The organism is Streptomyces sp. NPDC002513 (genome assembly GCF_053595355.1).
On record NZ_JBSFXK010000014.1, the window covers coordinates 117,959 to 137,040 of the forward strand.

The 19,082-nt window shown below is 71.1% G+C and carries 12 protein-coding genes, 1 tRNA gene and 2 pseudogenes; 9 read left to right on the forward strand and 6 right to left on the reverse strand.

All coding sequences use genetic code 11. The features are described from left to right. The first annotated feature begins 131 nt into the window (after positions 1-131). Positions 132-4,571, forward strand: coding sequence for a PAS domain-containing protein (locus ACWD5Q_RS13090; RefSeq protein ID WP_451427052.1), 4,440 nt, complete (start codon positions 132-134; stop codon positions 4,569-4,571). Between the two features lie 117 nt (positions 4,572-4,688). Here ACWD5Q_RS13090 and ACWD5Q_RS13095 read toward each other — a convergent pair whose 3' ends face one another. The 3 genes from ACWD5Q_RS13095 to ACWD5Q_RS13105 form a co-directional block, all read right to left on the reverse strand. After that, on the reverse strand, positions 4,689-6,365 hold the full coding sequence (locus ACWD5Q_RS13095) for a long-chain fatty acid--CoA ligase (protein WP_451427053.1): 1,677 nt from the start codon (positions 6,363-6,365) through the stop codon (positions 4,689-4,691). Positions 6,366-6,443: 78 nt separating this feature from the next. Next, positions 6,444-7,019, reverse strand: coding sequence for a SigE family RNA polymerase sigma factor (locus ACWD5Q_RS13100; protein ID WP_451427054.1), 576 nt, complete (start codon positions 7,017-7,019; stop codon positions 6,444-6,446). Between the two features lie 314 nt (positions 7,020-7,333). Beyond that, the gene (locus ACWD5Q_RS13105) at positions 7,334-7,645 is read right to left on the reverse strand and encodes a hypothetical protein (RefSeq protein WP_451427055.1); all 312 of its coding nucleotides are present in this window, start codon (positions 7,643-7,645) and stop codon (positions 7,334-7,336) included. A gap of 343 nt (positions 7,646-7,988) precedes the next feature. Here ACWD5Q_RS13105 and ACWD5Q_RS13110 point away from each other — a divergent pair, with 343 nt between their 5' ends. Beyond that, positions 7,989-8,864: a bifunctional DNA primase/polymerase gene (locus tag ACWD5Q_RS13110; protein WP_451427069.1), complete on the forward strand. Its 876-nt coding sequence runs from the start codon at positions 7,989-7,991 to the stop codon at positions 8,862-8,864. 157 nt (positions 8,865-9,021) lie between these two features. Further along, positions 9,022-9,243 (forward strand): hypothetical protein, encoded by a 222-nt coding sequence (locus tag ACWD5Q_RS13115; protein WP_451427056.1) that lies wholly within the window; start codon positions 9,022-9,024, stop codon positions 9,241-9,243. A gap of 1,042 nt (positions 9,244-10,285) precedes the next feature. On the opposite strand, the pseudogene ACWD5Q_RS13120 reads toward ACWD5Q_RS13115, so the two are convergent. After that, positions 10,286-11,491, reverse strand: a pseudogene (locus ACWD5Q_RS13120) (S53 family peptidase); the annotation flags it as partial. Positions 11,492-11,922: 431 nt separating this feature from the next. On the opposite strand from ACWD5Q_RS13120, the pseudogene ACWD5Q_RS13125 reads away from it, so the two are divergent. After that, positions 11,923-12,125 (forward strand): annotated as a pseudogene (locus tag ACWD5Q_RS13125) (hypothetical protein); the annotation flags it as partial. Positions 12,126-12,267: 142 nt separating this feature from the next. On the opposite strand, the gene ACWD5Q_RS13130 reads toward ACWD5Q_RS13125, so the two are convergent. Beyond that, positions 12,268-12,352 (reverse strand) — tRNA-Ser (locus ACWD5Q_RS13130). A gap of 418 nt (positions 12,353-12,770) precedes the next feature. Between ACWD5Q_RS13130 and ACWD5Q_RS13135 the strand changes: the two genes are divergently transcribed. Next, on the forward strand, positions 12,771-13,946 hold the full coding sequence (locus tag ACWD5Q_RS13135) for an acyltransferase family protein (protein ID WP_451427057.1): 1,176 nt from the start codon (positions 12,771-12,773) through the stop codon (positions 13,944-13,946). A 481-nt stretch (positions 13,947-14,427) separates the two neighbouring features. On the opposite strand, the gene ACWD5Q_RS13140 is transcribed toward ACWD5Q_RS13135, so the two are convergent. After that, a complete protein-coding gene (locus tag ACWD5Q_RS13140) occupies positions 14,428-15,951 on the reverse strand; it encodes a S1C family serine protease (RefSeq protein WP_451427058.1) in 1,524 nt (507 codons plus the stop codon). A gap of 279 nt (positions 15,952-16,230) precedes the next feature. Between ACWD5Q_RS13140 and ACWD5Q_RS13145 the strand changes: the two genes are divergently transcribed. The 4 genes from ACWD5Q_RS13145 (at position 16,231) to ACWD5Q_RS13160 (ending at position 18,987) form a co-directional block, all read left to right on the forward strand. Then, positions 16,231-17,040 (forward strand): glycerophosphodiester phosphodiesterase, encoded by an 810-nt coding sequence (locus ACWD5Q_RS13145; protein ID WP_451427059.1) that lies wholly within the window; start codon positions 16,231-16,233, stop codon positions 17,038-17,040. A 306-nt stretch (positions 17,041-17,346) separates the two neighbouring features. After that, the gene (locus tag ACWD5Q_RS13150; RefSeq protein ID WP_451427070.1) at positions 17,347-17,976 is read left to right on the forward strand and encodes an ATP-binding protein; all 630 of its coding nucleotides are present in this window, start codon (positions 17,347-17,349) and stop codon (positions 17,974-17,976) included. Between the two features lie 353 nt (positions 17,977-18,329). After that, positions 18,330-18,530: a hypothetical protein gene (locus ACWD5Q_RS13155; RefSeq protein ID WP_451427060.1), complete on the forward strand. Its 201-nt coding sequence runs from the start codon at positions 18,330-18,332 to the stop codon at positions 18,528-18,530. A gap of 1 nt (position 18,531) precedes the next feature. After that, positions 18,532-18,987, forward strand: a complete 456-nt coding sequence (locus tag ACWD5Q_RS13160) for a recombinase family protein (RefSeq protein WP_451427061.1) — start codon at positions 18,532-18,534, stop codon at positions 18,985-18,987. Positions 18,988-19,082 lie beyond the last annotated feature (95 nt).

Consider the following 19,082-nt stretch of genomic DNA (forward strand, 5'->3'; position numbering starts at 1 on the left):
GCGACCTCCCTCTCATCCGGCGCCCCGTGCCGGGCCGGTGCCCGTAGACTCCCTCGCGTGACACGCTGCGGGCCGGTTGGCAAGATGGCCTCCGCGGTCGGCAAGGTGCGATAACAGGGAGGAAGCGACTCGTGAGCAGCAGGCCATCCAGAGGCGCTGCTCGCCTCGCTGCCATACTGGACGCGCTTCCCGACGCATTGGTGCTGGTCAACGCCAACGGGACGGTCGTCAACGCCAACACCATCGCCCTGGAAGCCTTCGAAGCGCCCGGTACCGCACTGGTCGGGCGCGGGCTGCTCGACCTGCTGCCGCAGTTCGACTCACGGCTGATCCCCGGGTCCATGCGGCGCCCCGACTCCACCGACCCGCGCGGACGCACCAAGCCGACGCGGATGATCGCGCGGCGCACGGACGGGAGCGAGTTCCCCGTCGAGGTCACGAGCGCCAACCTGGAGGACGGCCGGCAGGCCTACGACGGCCTCGGCTACACCGGCGACGAACTGCTCATGCTCGTCGTCCGCGATCTGTCCGGCACCGTCGACACGGAGGCCGAACTCGCCCGCTCCCAGCGGCAGACCGAGATGATCCTGCGGGCCGCGGCCGAGGGCGTGGTGGGCACGGACACCGACGGGCGGATCGTGCTCGTCAACCCCGCCGCCGCCCAGATCCTCGGCTACCGGGCCAGCGACCTGGGCGGCAAGGAGCTGCACACCCTCATCCTGCACTCGCGCGAAGACGGCGCCCCCTTCCCGTACGCGGAGTCGCCGCTGCACGACACCCTGCGCTCCGGGCGCAAGCACCGGGTGCGCGGGCAGGTGCTGTGGTCCAAGGCCGGGGGCAAAGTGCCGGTCGACCTGACGACGTCGCCGGTGCGCGACGGCGACCAGATCGTCGGCGCCGTGATGACGTTCACCGACCGGCGCCCCTTCGACGCGCTCGTCGCGGAGAAGGCGGAGGAGGACCAGAAGCACCGGCAGGAGCTGGAGCGGCTCGCCAAGGAGCACGAGGAGGAGCTGGCGCGGCTGCGCGAGGAGCACACCGCCGAGCTCACCGGACTGCGCGAGCAGCACGCGGAGGAGATCGCGGCCGGCGAGGAGCGCTACGCCGCGCTCGGCGAGCGCGAGAAGGACCGCTACGAGGCTCTGGCCGCCCGGCACGAGCAACTGCTCGCCATGCTCGGCCAGTCGCTGCGCGGCCCCCTCGACGAACTGCGCGGCGAGCTGTCCGAACTCGCCGCGGACGACGCGGGCCAGTTGTGGCCCGAGGCCAACCAGGTGCTCCACCACCTCGCGGCCGGTTACTCGCGGATCACCACGCTCGTCGACAACGTCCTCGGCTACCAGCGGCTGGACGCCGGTGACGACCAGCTCGTACGGGTGCCCGTCATGCTCGACGCCGTCGTCGCCGCGGGTGTCGAGGGCGCCGTCGAGCTGATCGGACCCGGACGGGTGCAGTTCGCCGTCCATGCCCCGCCCATCGAGGCCGAGGTCGATCCGCAGCGGCTCGCCCAGGCGCTCGCGCATCTCATCGCGGATGTGGCCGGCGTCGACGCCACGGGCAACGCGCCCGTCTCGGCAGGCGGTTATCTGGACAACACGGTCGTCGTGGCGGCAGCGCAGCGCGGCGAGGTCGTACGGATCGAGGTGCGCGGCCCGTACGCCGGGGGAGACCCGGTGCACCAGCCGATCGTCGCCGGGATCGTGCGCGCGCACGGCGGTGTGCTCCAGACGCACGAGGTGCCGGGGATGAGCGGCAGTGCGTATGTACTCGAGGTGCCGCTCGGCGGCGGCTCCGGGGCGGTCATGGCGCCTCCCGTGCAGACACCCGAGGGGGAATTCGCCGGCGAGATCGCGCAGATCACGCCGCCGGGGCAGCAGCCCGCGCAGCAGAGCGGCGGTCGGCGGCGGGCCCGCCGGTCGTCCGTGGACGCGTTCCTGGAGAGCGAGGTGGGCGCCGGGTCCGCCCCGTCGTCCGAGACGGACGCGGAGGCGCCCACCGGGCGGCGCAGGCGGCGTCCGGCCGAGCAGCCGGGCGTGGAGGTGCCGGCTCCGGCGCAGACGGCCGAGGGCGAAGAGGCGGTGGAGGCCCCGGCATCCGGTGGCACGGGACGGCGGCGCGGGCGGCCGAGCCCCGTCGAGGACGTGGCCGAGGGCGCGGTGGTGACCGCGGCGGAGCATGCCGCCGGAGCCCCGGCGTCGGCCACCGGGCTGGGCGAGGCCGTACCGCCGCAGGGGGTGCCGGTGCCTGCCGGCCGCCGCGCCCGCCGTGACGCCGAACCGCCGGCGCTGCCGCCCGCGCTGCCCTCCGCGCCCGATGCGCCGTCCTCCGAGGACTCCGGTGCCGCCGTGGCACCGACCGGACGCCGTCGGCGTGCCCTGGCCGCCGCGAACGAGCGGGCCGCCGCCGCGGATTCCGGTGCCCGGACCGTCTTCGCGCTGCCGCCGGCCGAGGCGGATCGCACCCCGGAGCAGCCCGCTCCCGCCGTTTCCGTTCCCGCTCTCACGCCTGCTTCCGTTCCCGTTCCGGCTCCCGGCCCTGGGGACGAGAGCCGTCATGACGCGGTGGCGCACGACACGGCCGACGACCACACCCCGCCGCAGCCGCATCCGGTTGCCGCACCCATGGGCCACCGCCGCGCCCGGCCGGCTGCCACGCCCGGACAGCCGTCGTCCGTCCCGGACGGGGCGGACGCGCCCGGAACCGCGCCTGCCCCGGGGGTGCCCGGACCGATGGCTCCGGCCCCGGGGGTGCCCGGACAGGTGGCGCCTCCGCCGGGGATGCCCGGGCAGCCTCCGCAAGGGATGCCCGGACGGATGAGCCCGACGGTGCCCGCACAAGGCGGCCCCGTGCCGGAGGGCCCGCGGTCCGTCCCGGCCCCCGGTGTGTCCGCGCCCCCGGCGCTCTCGTCGGCCGTGCCCCCGCAGGGGCTTCCGGGCCAGGGCGCACCGGGGCTCGCGGAGCAGACCCTCCCGGCCCAGGCGGGGGCAGACAGGTCCGGTGCCGGTGACCAGCCCGTGCCCGTGGTGCCGGAGCGGCCGGCTCCCGCCGTAGGACCCGGTCAGGCCGTCCCGGATCAGGCCGTTCCCGGTCACCCCGTTCCCGGTCACCCCGTCCCGGGTCAGTCCGCTCCCGCTCGGCCCGTCCCGGGTCAGGCCGTTCCCGGACAGCTCCCTGCCACTCCGCAGCCCGCGGCGCAGGCGCAGCCGGGCCCGCAGCCGATGGCGCCCGCCCAGGGCGCGCCCGCGCCGGGGACCCCGGTGCCTCCGCGGACCGCCCCGCCGGTGCCGTGGCCCGGTTCGGGTGACACCGTCGGGGCCGGGATGCCGCTGCCGCAGCCCACACCGTCGGGGGGCACGCCGCTTCCCCCGGAGCGCGCCGCCCAGCCGGAGACCGGCCAGCCGCTGCCGGCTGTGGGCACCTCGGCCGTGGACCCCAACTCGACGCAGGGGCGGGCGATCAGCGTGCGGACGCTCGGACAGGGCGTGCCCTTCGCACGTCAGGGGGCGACCCAGCCACAGACCCAGCCTCGCCCCCAGTCGTCCACGCCGCCGCCGCACCCGTCGAACGGTTCGGGTCGTCGCCGCAAGCTCGGCACGCCTCCGGAGCCCTCGGGCGAGCGCGCGGAGACCGCGGCGCGTCCGCATCCCCAGTCCGCCTCGGCTCCGCTCCCGGCGCAGCCCTCGCCGGCCGGACAGTCCCGTCCGGCCGCCACCACCGAGGGCGGCGGGCGGTCGTACGCGATAGGGGCTCCGGATGTGAACGCCGACGAGGGCCCCGAGCCGCTCGACGGCCCCGGCGGAGCCGTGGAGATCGCCGACCAGCCCCCGTCACGGCCGATGGACGACGAGTTGCCCCCGGAGCCGCTCGACAACCCGCGTCGGCTGCTCGTGTGGCCCGCGCCGGATGTGACGACCCAGCAGGCACTCAGCGACCGCGGCTACCGGCCCGTCATCGTCAACTCCCGTGAGGAGGTCGACGCGCAGATCGCCGCCTTCCCGGCCGCCCTCTTCGTCGACCCGCTCACCGGCCCGATCACGCGGACCGCACTGCAGTCACTGCGCCAGGCGGCGGTGACCGCCGAGGTTCCCGTACTCGTCACGGCGGGGCTCGGGCAGGCGACGCGCGAGGCGGCGTACGGCGCCGACCCGGCCGTACTGCTGAAGGCACTCGCCCCGCGCGACTCCGAGCAGCATCCGCCGCGTGTGCTGCTCATCGAGGAGCACGCGGAGATCGCGCTTGCCCTCACGGCGGCCCTGGAGCGGCGGGGAATGCAGGTCGCACGGGCCGCGTCGGACGCGGACGCGGTCACCCTGGCGGCGCAGATGCGGCCGAACCTCGTGGTGATGGACCTGATGCAGATGCACCGCCGGCAGGCCGGGGTGGTCGACTGGCTGCGGGCGAACAACCTGCTCAACCGCACCCCGCTCGTTGTCTACACCGCGGCCGTCGACCAGGCCGAGCTGCCCCGGCTGGTGTCGGGGGAGACGGTCCTGTTCCTGGCGGAGCGCTCGACGAGCCCCGAGGTGCAGGACCGGATCGTGGATCTGCTGGCGCGGATCGGCACGAACTGATCGGCACAACTGATCGGCATCGAAGGGGACTTAGCGGCTGATACGTCGTGTGGGGCGCTGTTTCACGTGAAACAGCGCCCCACACTCGTGTCCACCGTGCCTGCGTGCGGCCTTAGCTCAGAGGAGCGTGACGTCCAGCTCGCCCGCCGCGTACTGCCGGCGCAGCAGCTTCTTGTCGAACTTTCCGACACTCGTCTTGGGCACGGTCCCGACGATCGTCCACCGCTCCGGAAGCTGCCACTTGGCGATCCTCGCCTCCTCGGCGAGGAAGGTCCGGAGGGTGGTGAAGTCCGCGGTGGAGCCCTCCTGGAGCACGACGATCGCCAGGGGACGCTCACCCCACTTCTCGTCGGGCACGGCGACGACGGTGGCCTCGGTGACATCCGGGTGGGACATCAGCGCGTTCTCCAGGTCGACCGACGAGATCCACTCGCCACCCGACTTGATGACGTCCTTGGCACGGTCGGTGAGGGTGAGATAGCCGTCGGGGCTGATGGTGCCGACATCCCCGGTCTTGAGCCAGCCGTCCTCGCTGAACTTGTCATCGGGGCGCAGGAGCTCGGCGTCGGGGCCGTTGTAGTACGCGCCCGCGATCCACGGTCCGCGCACCTCCAGTTCGCCCGCGGACTCGCCGTCCCAGGGAAGCCGTTCCCCGCCGGGACCGGTGAGACGGGCCTCGACGCCGGCCGGGAAGCGCCCCTGGGTGAGCCGGTAGGCGAACTCCCGGTCCGTGCCGACCGCATGGGCGGGCGTTCGGGCCACCGTGCCGAGCGGGGAGGTCTCGGTCATGCCCCAGGCGTGGCAGACCCGCACGCCGAGCTTGTCGAAAGCCGCCATGAGCGAGGGCGGACAGGCCGAACCGCCGATGGTGACATGGCTGAGGGAGGAGACGTCCCGCGGCCGGGCGGTCAGCTCGGCGAGCAGCCCCTGCCAGATGGTGGGGACTGCGGCGGCGTGCGTCGGCCGCTCCTTCTCGATCATCTCAGCGAGCGGTGCGGGCTGCAGGAACCGGTCCGGCATGAGCAGGTTGATGCCGGTCATGAAGGTGGCGTGCGGCAGGCCCCAGGCGTTGACGTGGAACTGCGGGACCACGGCGAGCGTGGTGTCCTCGTCGGTCAGGCCCAGCGACTGAGCCATGTTGCTCTGCATGGAGTGCAGATAGACGGACCGGTGGGAGTAGAGCACCCCCTTGGGGTCGCCGGTGGTGCCGGAGGTGTAGCACATGGCGGCGGCCTGACGCTCGTCCAGCTCCGGCCAGTCGTAGGCGGCCGGCTTGCCGGCGAGGAGGTCCTCGTACTCGTGCACCTGGGCGGCGGCGCCGGCGAGCAGTGAGCGGTCGCCCGGGCCGGACACGATCACGTGCTCGACGGTCTTCAGATGCGGCAGCAGCGGGGCGAGCAGCGGCAGGAGGGAGCCGTTGACGATGACGACCCGGTCGGCGGCGTGGTTCGCGACCCACGCCAACTGCTCAGGGGGCAGGCGCAGATTGAGGGTGTGCAGAACGGCGCCCATGGAGGGGATCGCGAAGTACGCCTCGACGTGTTCCGCGTTGTTCCACATCAGGGTGGCGACCCGGTCGTCGTCCCGGACGCCGATGTCCTGACGCAGGGCGTGTGCCAACTGGGCCGCGCGGGTGCCGATCTCCGCGTAGGAGCGACGGTGCGGTTCGCCCTCGCCGGTCCAGGTGATCACCTGAGACGATCCATGAACCGTAGACCCGTGAGTCAGGATCCTCGAGATCAGCAGCGGTACGTCCTGCATCGTGCTCTGCACGGCGTCCTCCCGGGGCGACATTGCCTACGCGGTAGTAGGGGTTGCCGCTGATTCTGCGCACGTACCACGCGGTATGTCACTACTCCCCGGCATGATCGATCAGTGATCAGGCCGCGATGTCCACCGCACGGGCTCGAGTTCGGGGTCCTCGCGGAGCTTGCCCAGGGCCCTGGAGACCGCGGACTTCACCGTGCCGACGGAGACACCGAGCACCTCGGCCGTCTGGGCCTCGCTCAGGTCCTCGTAGTACCGCAGGACCACCATCGCCCGCTGACGTGCGGGAAGTTTCACGATCGCGCGCCACATGGCGTCGTGCAGCGCCTGCTCCTCGGCCGGGTCCGCGGCGGGCATCCCCTCCGGTTCGGGCAGTTCGTCGCAGACGAACTCGTCGACCTTGCGTTTGCGCCACTGCGAGGTCCGGGTGTTCAGCAGTGCGCGGCGCACATACCCGTCGAGCGCACGGTGGTCCTCGATCCGCTCCCAGGCGACATAGGTCTTCGCCAGGGCGGTCTGCAGCAGGTCCTCCGCGTCGCTCGGGTTCGCGGTCAGCGACCGGGCGGTACGCAGCAGCACCGGCTGGCGTGCCTTCACGTACGACGAGAACGACGGGTAGGGAAGGGTCTGCCTCGCTGATGCAGCGGCGTTCGAAGCGCTGGTGCAGACGGGTGTGGTCATGGCTCCACGCTAGGTTCGCCACACCGTGCGGCGGATCGGCCGCAGGTCCCGAAGCAGTCTCCCCCTCAGGTTGTATGCGGGGGGCTGTCCCCACCTCCTGAAGGTGGACGAGCCGGTGCACGTGCCTGAGGGTTCACCCCTGAGGGGTCGCCCCTGAGGGGCGGGTACCGGGGCGGGGGCCGATCACGCGACCGCGGTCGTACGGGCGGACGCGAAGCGCGCGGCGGCACCGAAGCACCGCCGCGCGGACGTGTGACGACCCCAGAAAGCACACAGACGGAATCAGGGCCGACGACGGCGCGCCGGCCCCTCACTCACCACAGACGGGTGAAGTGGATGAGCACGGTCTGGCTCCGCTGGTTGATGGACGTGAACGCGGAGCGGTTCACCTGGGCCGTGTTGCTCTGGTTCGAGGCACCGGCGCCCACCGCCTGTTGCTGGGTGGTGGACGAGTTGCCGTTGTTGTCGTGGCCGACGCCGCTGCCGGTGATACTCGCCGCCGCCGCGTTCGATCCGTCGCCCGCGAAGGCTCCGTTGTCCGCCGAGGCGACGCCCGTGAAAAGGGCGGCGGCGAGGGGAAGCGCCGCGACGGCGGCGAGGACGCGGGCGGTACGGATGCTTGCCATGTGTTTCCTCCAGAACCCTGTAGGCGCCGGCCAGGTCGCCGGTGCGTACGTGAAGTACGGCTTATGTCAAGGCAGTTGGCCGACCGCCTCGCACGATGTACGACGTCGCGACTCCAGAGTTGCCCAGCGCATCACCGGCGAATCTCCCCGGAAGCCGTGATTCGCCCTCAAGCGTGAGGAGTAGTCGATAAACCCCTTTCGCGACACTTCCTCGCAAGGCGCCCGGACCGTGGCCCCGAGACCGCCAAATCCCGGACACCCCAACGGCGGAGGCCGTCCCGGCGAAGCCCGCGGAACACCACCACCTCTTCCTATTTTCGAACGCATGTACGAATATAGAGCCATGGCCACCATCGACCGGCAGGCCACCACCTTGGCCCCGGCCCACGCCCTGTCCGCCGCGGAGCGCGGACTGGCGGTGATCCCGCTGTCCCGGACGAAGCTGCCCGCCCTGCGCTCCCCCCACCGCGACGACCCCGATCCGACGGCATCCGTGTGCCACGGCGAGTGCGGCCGCTTCGGCCACGGGGTGTACGACGCCACGACCGACCCCCGCCGCATCCGCGCGCTGTTCGCCGCCGCGCCCTGGGCCACCGGTTACGGCATCGCCTGCGGCCTGCACCCCCACCATCTGATCGGCATCGATCTCGACACCAAGTCCGGCACCGACTCCTCGGCCTCCCTGCGCGAACTGGCGTTGCGCCATCTGTTCACCATCCCGGAGACGGTGGTCGTCCTGACCCCGAGCGGCGGCCGCCACCTGTGGCTGAGCGGGCCACCGGACGTCGTCGTCCCCAACTCGGCGAGCCGTCTGGCCCCCGGCATCGACGTCCGGGGTGCCGGCGGCTATCTGGTCGGCCCCGGCTCCCGCACCGGGCATGGCGCGTACGGCACAGCGCCGGGCACCGCACACCTGGCGCCGGCGCCCTGCCCGCCCGCCCTGCTGCGCCTGCTCACGCCCCCGCCGCGCACCCGCCACCCCACCCCCTCGTCGACCGGGCGGCACGGCCAGGGCCTGGTCCAGTTCGTCCTGGCCGCACATGAGGGTCAGCGCAACACCCGCCTCTTCTGGGCCGCCTGCCGGGCGTACGAGAACGGCATCGGCCCCGCCCTCGCTCCCGCCCTGGTCGACGCGGCGACCCGCACCGGCCTCACCCAGCGCGAGGCCCGCTCGACGGTCGCGTCGGCAGCGCGGATGACGGGGCGGCGGCATGGATGACGGGCGGCGGCATGGATGACGGGCGGCGGCCCTCTTGACGGGCGGCGTCCCGGAGGACGGGCAGCGGCCCGGAGGACGGGCAGCGGCCCCGGCACAGGAAAGGCCCCTGGCAAAGGCCCCCCTTGGCGGCGAGCCCCCTCCCTGTCATGATCCTGCCGTGATCACCCTTGGGAAGACCGCACGACTGCTGGACCTCCTCCTCGACCTGATGGGCGTGCCGGCGGGAGCAGCGCTGCTGTGGGTGAGCATCGGCATCTACCACGACGGAGGATCCGTGGGCTGGCCCCTCGTGGGGGCGGCGGTGTGCCTGGGCAGTCTCAGCGTGGTCTGGCGTCGAGTCGCCCGGCGCATCAGGGCCACCCGAGCGCGAAGCGACTGAGCTGGAAGTACTGGGAAAACCTCGTCATGACCTATTCGAACCCGTGGACCCGGATCGCAGGGTGCGCCGTCGCGGCGTCGGCCTTCCTCCTCACATGGCGCTCACGACCACCGTTCGCCGCTGTGCAGGCCGTACGCGGCGGTCCGGTCCGATCGCAGGAGTACGGCGCCGTGTGGAAAGAGGCCCGGCCGGAATCGGCTCCAGCGCACTGACGGGTAGCGTCACAGTTGAGCGAAGGCCGTCGGTTCGAATCCGGCGGGGGACTCCACATACGGCGATGACCTGGGGATTTCCCCAGGTCATCGTCATTTTTCAAGAGAACGTACAGCTCAGGGCACGTACGACCGAGTGTTGCCGGCCCACAGGGCGCCGCCCTTGCCGGGTCCGCCGGTGCTTGCGTAGACGACGAAGTTGCCGTCGCTCTGCAGGAGGGCGTACGCGCCGGCGTGGCCGTTGGTGTGGGTGGACCACAGCGCGCTGCCGGTGCTCGAGTAGACGACGAGGTTGCCGTCGGTCTGCATGGAGGCGTAGGCGCCGGAGTGGCCGTAGGTGCCGGTGGACCAGAGCGCCTTGCCGTCGTGCTTGCGGTAGATCACGACGTTGCCGTCCGGCTGCATCACCAGGCGGGTGTACTGAGTCTGGGCCCACCAGCCGCCCGGGAGCTTCTGCCCCGAGCCGATCTTCGTCGACCGCGCGTAGGTGCCGTCCGACCACAGCGCCCCGCCCGTGCTGGGCCCGCCACCGGCTCCGTAGATCACCATGTTGCCGTCGTCCTGCACCAGGAAGTAGGCGCCGGCGTGGCCGTTGGTGTGGGTGGACCACAGCGCGCTGCCGGTGCTCGAGTAGACGACGAGGTTGCCGTCGGTCTGCATGGAGGCGTAGGCGCCGGAGTGGCCGGAGGTGTGGCTGGACCAGATCGCCGGGCCGCTGCTGCTCGTGCCGTTCGTCTTGAGGTAGGCGACCAGGTTGCCGTCGCTGCCCATCGTGAGCGTGACGTTCGCGCTGCTCAGGCGGTGGCCGGAGGTGAGCTTCTGGCCGGGCTGCAGCGAGTTGACCGTGTTGGCGCCGCCGGCGAAGGCGGTGGTGCCGTTGGGGGTGCCGAGGCCGGTCGGGCCGTCGTAGCCGGTGCCGGCGGTGCACAGGTAGCTCGGGGAGCAGGTGCCGTCGCTGCCCGTGGTGACGTCGTTCAGCGCCGGCCTGTGGCCGTAGGGGTAGGAGGACGGGTAGCTGTTCGCGGTCGGGGTGCCGGCGAGCGCGTAGGTGGCCGCGATGAGGGGCGAGGAGGCGCTGGTGCCGCCGTAGACGTCCCAGCCGGAGGCACCGTAGGTGTCGTAGACGGCGACGCCGGTGGCCGGGTCGGCGACCGCGGAGACGTCGGCGACGGTGCGCTTGCCGCAGCCGGTGTCGGACTGCCAGGTGGGCTTTGCCTCGTCGGCGGAGCATCCGGATCCGGTGCCGTCGGTCGAGTCGGTGGACCACACCGACTCGCTCCAGCCGCGGGAGTTGCTCGCGCGGCTGAGCGAGGTGCCGCCCACCGCGGTGACGTACGGGGAGGTGGCCGGGTACTGGGCGCCGTAGCCGCTGTCTCCCGTGCTGACGGTGATGGCGACGCCGGGGTGGTTGAAGTACTGGACGTCGGCGGTGGTCTCGGCCGGGTCCTCGGTGCCGCCGAAGGAGTTGGAGACGTACTTCGCGCCGAGGGCGACTGCCTCGTTCTCGGCCGTGCCGATGTCGGTCATGTTCGCGGAGGATGCCTCGACGAGCATGATGTGGCACTGCGGGCAGGCGGCGCTGACCATGTCGAGGTCAAGAGAGATCTCGCCGGCCCAGCCGGAGTCCGCGCTCGGGTAGGTGGTGCCGCCGCTCTGGTTGACCTTGCGGAAGCATCCGTTCGCCGTGGTGCAGGCGGGAAGGTTGTACTGGGACCGGTAGGCGGCGAGGTCGGACTCCGCGTTGGGGTCGTCCATGGCGTCGACGATCGCCACGGTGCGGCCCGAACCGGCGGTGGAGGACGGCAGGTTGAGGCGCTCTGCAGGTCCGAGGGGCCGTAACCGGACGGTGTGGTGTCCGGGCTGACGGTCAGGTGCTGGACGACGTCGGTGCGGGCCTCGGCGAGGCACGCCACGTGGCCCGGCGTGGTGGCATGGGCGCACAGGTGTTTGACATGGGGCGCCCCGGTGGCGGACGGTGCGGCGGACGCGGTGGCCGTGAGCCATCCGGTCGATATGAGTGCCGTGGTGGACAGCAGGGCGACGGTGGATGCCGCCCGACGTCTCCTTGAGAGCAAAGAAATGCCCTTCTTGTGGTGGTGGCTATGGGAGACCGAGTGGTCTGCCCATGACAGTCCGATGCCGCCGATCAATGCCGATGCGAGATCCGCAGATAGGGGGGCGCAGGAACGCTAGCCACACCGCCGACCGCAAACAACGCGGAACAGGTAAATCCTTGATCAGAGTTGCGTGCTCAGCCGACGGGCGATCTCCAACCGCCGTGCCTCGACCGGCCGGCCGTCCTCCACGTTGACGGGGAGAGAAGCCCGGGCCTGTGTCCGGACTTCTCACCGCTCCACCTCCGCGGGCGCGAACCGGATGAGCATCGAGTGGCAGGCACGGTCGTCCGCCATCGGCGGGCGAGCAGCCCGACGGATCTCCGTTCCGCGCCGGCATGAAGGCCGCGGGCAGGCAGGCGACCGCCGAGGAGGCGTCCCTTCTGGGCATCCAGAAGGCCGCTCCGGTCACCCACATCCGCCGGGCGTACACAGCGACCAGGGGCGGCCCGAGGAGACGGCGGACATCGTGGTGCCCGTCGCGCACTGCGAGATCGTCTACGAGATTCCGATCAACCGGTGGCGCACGGCGTCAGCCGTCCCGTGTATCTCCTGAAGCCGCGTTCAGGCCGTGCCCCACGCGTGCCCCTTGTGTGCCCGATCAGGCGAGAGACCACGGGGAGACACGCTGACGAGCGGGCGGCGCCCAGCAGCACGGCCCCCGACTGTCATGCCTGGTCAGGGGCCGTTCAACTGCGCGGTGGGTGTGGGATTTGAACCCACGGTGACTCGCGCCACGACGGTTTTCAAGACCGTTCCCTTAGGCCGCTCGGGCAACCCACCTCGGCCCCGCCCCACCTGGGGCGGAGCGGCTACAGCCTACCGGCCTCCCGCGGCGCGCGGGGGCCGTGGTCCACACGGGGTCCACTGGCACCGCTGCCGAGCCCGGGGATTTCGGGTGCGAGTACCGCGAACGGCGCACAGGCTGCCCAGTTCGCCTGCGACGGCTCGGCCGACCAGCGAGGGCTCAGAGGTACCCCAGTCATGCGCGGTCCGGCTTCCTGCAGCTCACGCCGGCCTGCTCCAGTCCATCGACTTTGAGCCGTACCAGCGGATGATCAAAGTGGAGTTGAACATCGGCGCGAGGGATGACGTGAACAAGGGCATGGAACCCCCCGTCCCCGCCCCTCCTCGACCGGCGCCGTCACCGTCCGCGCTGTCTCAGTTACCCATATCTGTCGAGTCGGCTCATGCATCGCGGTTGGGCTGGCTGGACGCGCTGCGCGGCATCGCAGCACTCGTTGTGGTGTTCGATCACTCGTCGTACTCCTTCATGGCGGAGTTCCGGCGAGAGCTGATGCCGGAATTCAACACCAGCCGGTACGGCATCATGGTGTTCTTCCTCGTCAGCGGCTACATCATCCCCGCGTCGCTGGAGCGCCGGGGCTGCGTCCGGACTTTCTGGATCGGACGGCTGTTCCGCATCTACCCGCTGTGGGCCGCTGTCGTCACTGCGTTCCTCGCCGCCAACCTGTTGGGCTTTGCCCACGTCCGCGACTTTGGCGGGCAGAGCGCTGTCTCGGTGGCAGTCGCCCATGTCACCTTGCTCCAAGAGCTGCTGGGAACGCCGAATCTTCTGCTCGTCCTGTGGACGCTTTCGTACGAGATGGCGTTCTATCTGCTGGTAGTTGCTCTCTTCACGGTCCGCCTGCACCGGCGATCGGCGGAAGTGGCCGTCACCCTGGCCGTGCTCGCCGCCCTGAGCGTGCTGGTGGGGGTCATGCTGCCGGTTTCCGCACTGTCTGGTGCGGTGGGCACTGGCCTGCTCATAACGCTCGTTTCAGTCGGCATGGTGGTCGCCATCTGCTGTGCCAGTACCAAGTCACCCGCGCTTCGGGTGTTCGGGGGCGTGGTGGGCGGCGTACTGGCGCTCGTCCTGGTCCCTTTCAACGGGGGCGTCCCCATGTGGGAGGGGCTGGTGATTCTCGCGGTGATGTTCCTCGGCACCGCCGTCTATCGGTCCGAGCACGGTGAGACCACCTGGCGGTACGCGGCCTGCGCCGCCACCGTTGTGGTGGCCTGCGCTGTGGGGAGCGCATATAGGTACGGCGACGGGGCCAATTTCACCCGGCGCGGCTGGATCGTGGCATTCCTGCTGGCTGTACTGACCTTCGGTGTCGGGCTGGCCTTGCGACGCCGGCGGATACCGCGCCGGCTGATCGGTCTGGGAACGATCAGCTATTCGGTCTACCTGGTGCATCCGGTGCTCCTGGCGGTGAGCGACGGCACAATGGGCCGGTGGCAGCAGGACAATCCCGTGCTGGAAGTGGCGTTCTATGCCGTGCTGCTGCCCCTGTCTGTATTGACCCACCGTTACATCGAAGCGCCAGGCCAGGCATGGGGCCGGAAGGTGGCAGGCCGCATTCAGCCACCGTGACGAGGGCCCGTGCCGCACACACGCCGCGTTCCCGCCTGGGGCAAGCGACGCCCCGTGACCGAGAAGGCCCGGGGCGTCGTGACGGCAGATCCTGCCAGGAGAACTGATCAGGTTCGCCCGAGAGTCCCGACCGCACGCCATAGAGGTTGCGCACCGGGACCCTCGAAGGTCGGCTCGGTCAGTTCGACAGTATCCAGCCTTGGTCGGCCGAACCATCGCAGCGGAACTGGGCGGCCTGTGCGCCGTTGGCTGTACTGGCACCTGAAATACCCAGACACAAGCAGCCTGCGGAGCGGTGGGGTTTCGCACCTACGGGAAGGCTCTCGGCCCTGTGGTTCTCAGGACCGTTCCTCAGGCCGCTCGGGCAACCCGCCCCGCGCCCACCGTGATCGGCGGCGCGGGACAAGGCGGGACGAGGGTGCTGGGGTGGCACACGCGCGGGGGCACCGCACAGGGTGCGGGCCCACGCCGCCCGTCGGGCTCAGCTGTCGCCGGCGCGGGAGCCCAGGGTCAGGTCGGCGGTGTGGGACTTCCCGTCGCGCTCGTAGGTGATCGTGACCTTGTCCCCCGGCTTGTGGGTCCAGATCTCGCCGATCAGGGTCGGGCCGCTGTCGATCACCATGTCGTCGAGCTTGGTGATCACGTCACCGGGCTTGAGGCCCGCCTGGGCCGCCGGACCGCCCGGCTCGATCGCGGCGGAGCCGGCCGCGCCCTGATCGGTGATCTTCGCCCCGCCGCTGCCGTCCTCCAGCGAGACGGAGGCACCGATCTTGGCGTAGACCGGCTTGCCCGTCTTGATCAGCTGCTGGGCGACGTACTTGGCCTGGTTGATCGGAATCGCGAAGCCCAGGCCGATCGAACCGGACTGGCCGCTGCTGCCGAGGCCGCTGCTGCCCGTGGACTGGATCGCCGAGTTGATGCCGATGACCGCGCCCTGGGCGTCCAGCAGGGGGCCGCCCGAGTTGCCCGGGTTGATCGAGGCGTCCGTCTGCAGGGCGCTCATGTAGGACGCCTTGCTGGAGGAGCTGCCGTCGCTGGAGGCCACCGGGCGGTTCTTGGCGCTGATGATGCCCGTGGTCACCGTGTTCGACAGACCGAAGGGAGCGCCGATCGCGATCGTCTCATCGCCGACCGCCACCTTGTCGGAGTCGCCGAGCGGGAGCGGCTTGAGGTCCGACGGGGCGTTCTTGAGCTTGACCACGGCGACGTCGTAGCCCTGGGCGTGCCCGATGATCTCGGCGTCGTACTTCTTGCCGTTCGGGAAGGTCGCCGTGAGCTTGCCGCCGTCGACCGCGTCCGCGACCACGTGGTTGTTGGTGACGATGTGGCCCTGGGTGTCGAAGACGAAGCCCGTGCCGGTGCCGCCCTGGCCGTTGGTGCTCTCGGCCTCGATGGTCACCGTGCTCGGCAGGGCCCTGGCGGCCACGGCCGCGACCGAGCCGTTGTTGTGCTTGACGTCGCCGCCGTTGGTGGCGGCGGACACGGTCGTCGAGCCGGTGGAGTCGTCGTTCCTGGCCAGCTGGTAGCCGATGCCGCCGCCCACGCCGCCGGCGACCAGCGCGGCGACGAGGACCGCGGCGACCAGGCCGCCACGGCCCTTCTTCGGCTTCGGAGCCTCCTGGTACGAGGCGCCCCAGACGCCGCTCGCACCACCGCCGCCGCCCGCATAGGCGGGGGTCGCCGGGGCCGGCGGGGGCCAGCCGGCCGCGGCGGCCGACGGGGCGCCGGGCTGCCCCGGAGGCACCGGCGGGAACGGTGTGGTCGGCGCGCCTTCCGGCTGGGCGCCCGGCGGGTACGGCGCGCCCTCCGGGGGCGGAGTGCTCCCCGCAGCCGAACCGGGCGCCCCTGCGTCCGGGCCGTGCGCCGCCGCGTCCGGGCCGCTCGCCGCCGCGGACGGCGCGTGCCCCTCGGGAGCCGCGCCCGGCGCGGAAGCGGGAGCGTCCACCGGCACGGGAGGTGCAGACGGGGCCGGGGGTACCGCAGTGCCCTCGTTCTCGGTGCTCACAGCTCTTCTCCTCGTTCCACGGCTGGTTTCAATGGGTCGCACTCGGCCGCCTTCGCTCACCCTGCGGGGCACCGGGCGCGCTCAGCTGTGCCAGTCTGTTGTACGCCGTCAAGCTTTTCCCACGGGACGTCAGGGCGCCATAAGCGGCGGCTGTGGGTCCGCGTGCTTTCTTTATATCGGACCAGTCCGAACAAAAATCTGCATCCCCGACGCCTCGCCGATACCGTCGCGTCGCCTTCCGATACCACACCTTCCCCTCGACGGTGGCACCATGACGCGGTGACCCACGCACGACAGCACCTGGTCCAGGTGGTCGCCCACCGCGGAGCCTCCGAAGAAGCTCCCGAGCACACCCTGGCCGCGTACAAGAAGGCGATCGAGGACGGCGCCGACGCCCTCGAGTGCGACATCCGGCTGACCGCGGACGGACACCTCGTCTGCGTCCACGACCGACGCGTCAACCGTACGTCCAACGGCCGCGGCGCGGTCTCCGCCCTGGAGCTGGCCGACCTCGCCGCCCTGGACTTCGGCTCCTGGAAGAGGAGCGACGAGGAGCCCGACTGGGAGCACCGCCCGCAGGACCCCGAGGACACCTCCGTCCTCACCCTGGAGCGCCTGCTCGAACTCGTCGCCGATGCCGGGCGCCCCATCGACCTGGCGATCGAGACCAAGCACCCGACGCGCTGGGCGGGGCAGGTCGAGGAGCGGCTGCTGCACCTGCTGAAGCGATTCGGCTTGGACGCTCCGGCGTCCCCGGCCGAGTCCGCGGTGCGCATCATGAGCTTCTCGGCGCGCTCGCTGCACCGGGTACGGTCCGCGTCCCCGAACCTGCCGACGGTCTATCTGCTGCAGTTCCTCTCGCCCCGGCTGCGGGACGGACGGCTGCCCGCAGGCGTCCGGATCGCGGGCCCCTCGATGCGGATCGTGCGCAGCCACCCCGCGTACATCCAGCGGGTGAAGCAGGTCGGCCACCAGGTGCATGTGTGGACCGTGAACGAGCCCGAGGACGTCGAGCTCTGTGTCGAACTGGGTGTGGACGCCATCATCACCAACCGCCCGCGCGCAGTGCTGCACCAGCTCGGCCGCTGAGCGATGGGCGTCGGCTCGGCCGCTGAGCGACGGGCGTCGGCTCGGCGCTGCCGGGCGACGCGTGCCGGATCGGCGCTGCCGGGCGACGCGTGCCGGATCGGCGACGGGGCGACGTGGCCGGATCGGCACCGACCAGATCGCGCCATCTTCCGCCGGGACTCTGTCCCGCCACCGGGCGATCTGCCTCACACAGCCGGACGATACCGCTCATATAGCGACATGGATTCCGTCGCATAAAGGTTGGAAATCAGCCAACTGATGACGGGGTGTGCACCGGCGCGTTCGCTGCGTGTTCGAGCGTTAGCAATGCGTCAGCACAGGGGCCCGGTGCGGTTTCCCGGCCATTCCCTTGGGGCATCCACACCGTGGCGTGGGGCGAAGGAGGTCTCGGGGGTGGCGTTGGTGGTGGCACAGGAGGTGCCCACGTCGTCAAGCATGGCCGTACCCCATGGTCCTGCGGGCGTGGGGAAAGCAAGACATCGGATGCGCGATCAACTGCGAACCGGTGGCGTGGCGGAATCGGTCATTGACGACGCCGTACTGATCCTTTCGGAACTGCTCAGCAATGCCTGTCGCCATGGCAGACCCCTGGGTGACAGCCTTCGGGGAGACGGGGATGTGCGCGCTGCATGGCGTGTCGACGCCTCCGGGCGGCTCACGGTCGAGGTGACGGACGGCGGTGGCCCCACCCGTCCGGTGCCCTCGACCCCCTCGGTCACCGCGCGCGGCGGCCGCGGGCTGAACATCATCACGGCGCTGGCCAAGGACTGGGGCGTCCGGGACGACGCCCACGGCGAGGTCACCGTCTGGGTCGTCATCCAGGACGACGTCGACGCGGCACGTCGACGCGATGATTTCGCTACGCGCGTCACGGCCCCCTCCGTCTCGAAGCTGCCGGGCCTGGACTTCGCGGACGCGTTCGACGATCTGGACTGAGAGCCGCGCTGACCTGCACTCTTCTGCACTGAGCCGAGATGGGCCAAGATGGGCTGAGACGGGTTGAGACGGGCTGGGCTGATCCGCGCCGAGCCCGACCGAGCTGAACCGAGCCGGACTGGGACGGTACCGCTCCCCGGGGCGTCTGCAAAGGGTCTTCAACTGTTGGATGTTTCGCTTATGGATCCTTGTTGATGCTGCATAGCAGGGTTGGTGTGGATCTGTAGGTAGTCCGGTGATCTGTCATGCGATGGTGTGGGGTTCACGCCGGTTTGGGCTGTCCGGTGATGATGCGGCCGTAGGGTCAGTGGTCATGGAGCTTCTTCGTCTGGCGGTTGCCGCGCAGGGTGGGTGTGCATCCGGGGACACTGCGACTGTGGGCGAACGAGGGCAAGGTCCCGGTGGTGTGGGTGGGCCGCGAACGGCGTTTCTCCATCGAGGTGTTGGACGCGTTGACGGGGAGTGCGGCGTCGGCTGAGCGGCGTGAGGCGCTGTATGTGCGGGTCTCGGGCACCAGCGGGCAGGAGTCGTCGCTGGCTGCCCAAGAGGCTTAAGTTGCGGGCCTCGGCGTCGGGTGTGGTGGTCGCGGTGTTCCGGGACCGGGCCTCGGGGCTGCGGGAGTCGCGTCCGGGTCTTGACCGGTTGTTGAAGCGGGCGGCGGCGGGTGAGTTCACCCATGTACGAGTCACTCGTCGGGACCGTCTGGCCCGGTTCGGTGCGAGCTGGCTGATCGAGGTGCTGGCTCATCGCCAGGTGGCGGTCGAGGTACTGCACGCCAAGGGCACGGCTGGGGGCGTGGAAGAGCTGCTGGACGATTTCATGTCCTTGGTGGCCGCCTTCGCCGGACGGATGTACGGGCTGCGCTCGCGCGAGGCACGGCGACGGCTGCTCGCCGAGGCCGATGAGCGGATCGGCGATCCCCCCTGCGGCACCGGCGGCTCAGGTCCAGGCCGCTTCGCTGCTGCCGAAGCCGAAGCCGAAGCCGTGCGGGTGGGGGACGGCTGTGGCTAGGTTGATGGCGACGGCGACGTGCACCGCTTTCCGGGCCGTCCTGGAGGACAACGGCCTGCCTGTCGGGCAGCGGGTGCTGTACGAACGAGTGGGTT

What these genes read in the sequence shown, in the direction of transcription:
- ACWD5Q_RS13095 (WP_451427053.1), bottom strand. Translation starts at nt 6,365, where the DNA reads ATGTCGCCCCGGGAGGACGCCGTGCAGAGCACGATGCAGGACGTACCG.
- ACWD5Q_RS13100 (WP_451427054.1), bottom strand. Translation starts at nt 7,019, where the DNA reads ATGACCACACCCGTCTGCACCAGCGCTTCGAACGCCGCTGCATCAGCG.
- ACWD5Q_RS13105 (WP_451427055.1), bottom strand. Translation starts at nt 7,645, where the DNA reads ATGGCAAGCATCCGTACCGCCCGCGTCCTCGCCGCCGTCGCGGCGCTT.
- ACWD5Q_RS13110 (WP_451427069.1), top strand. Translation starts at nt 7,989, where the DNA reads ATGGCCACCATCGACCGGCAGGCCACCACCTTGGCCCCGGCCCACGCC.
- ACWD5Q_RS13150 (WP_451427070.1), top strand. Translation starts at nt 17,347, where the DNA reads ATGCGTCAGCACAGGGGCCCGGTGCGGTTTCCCGGCCATTCCCTTGGG.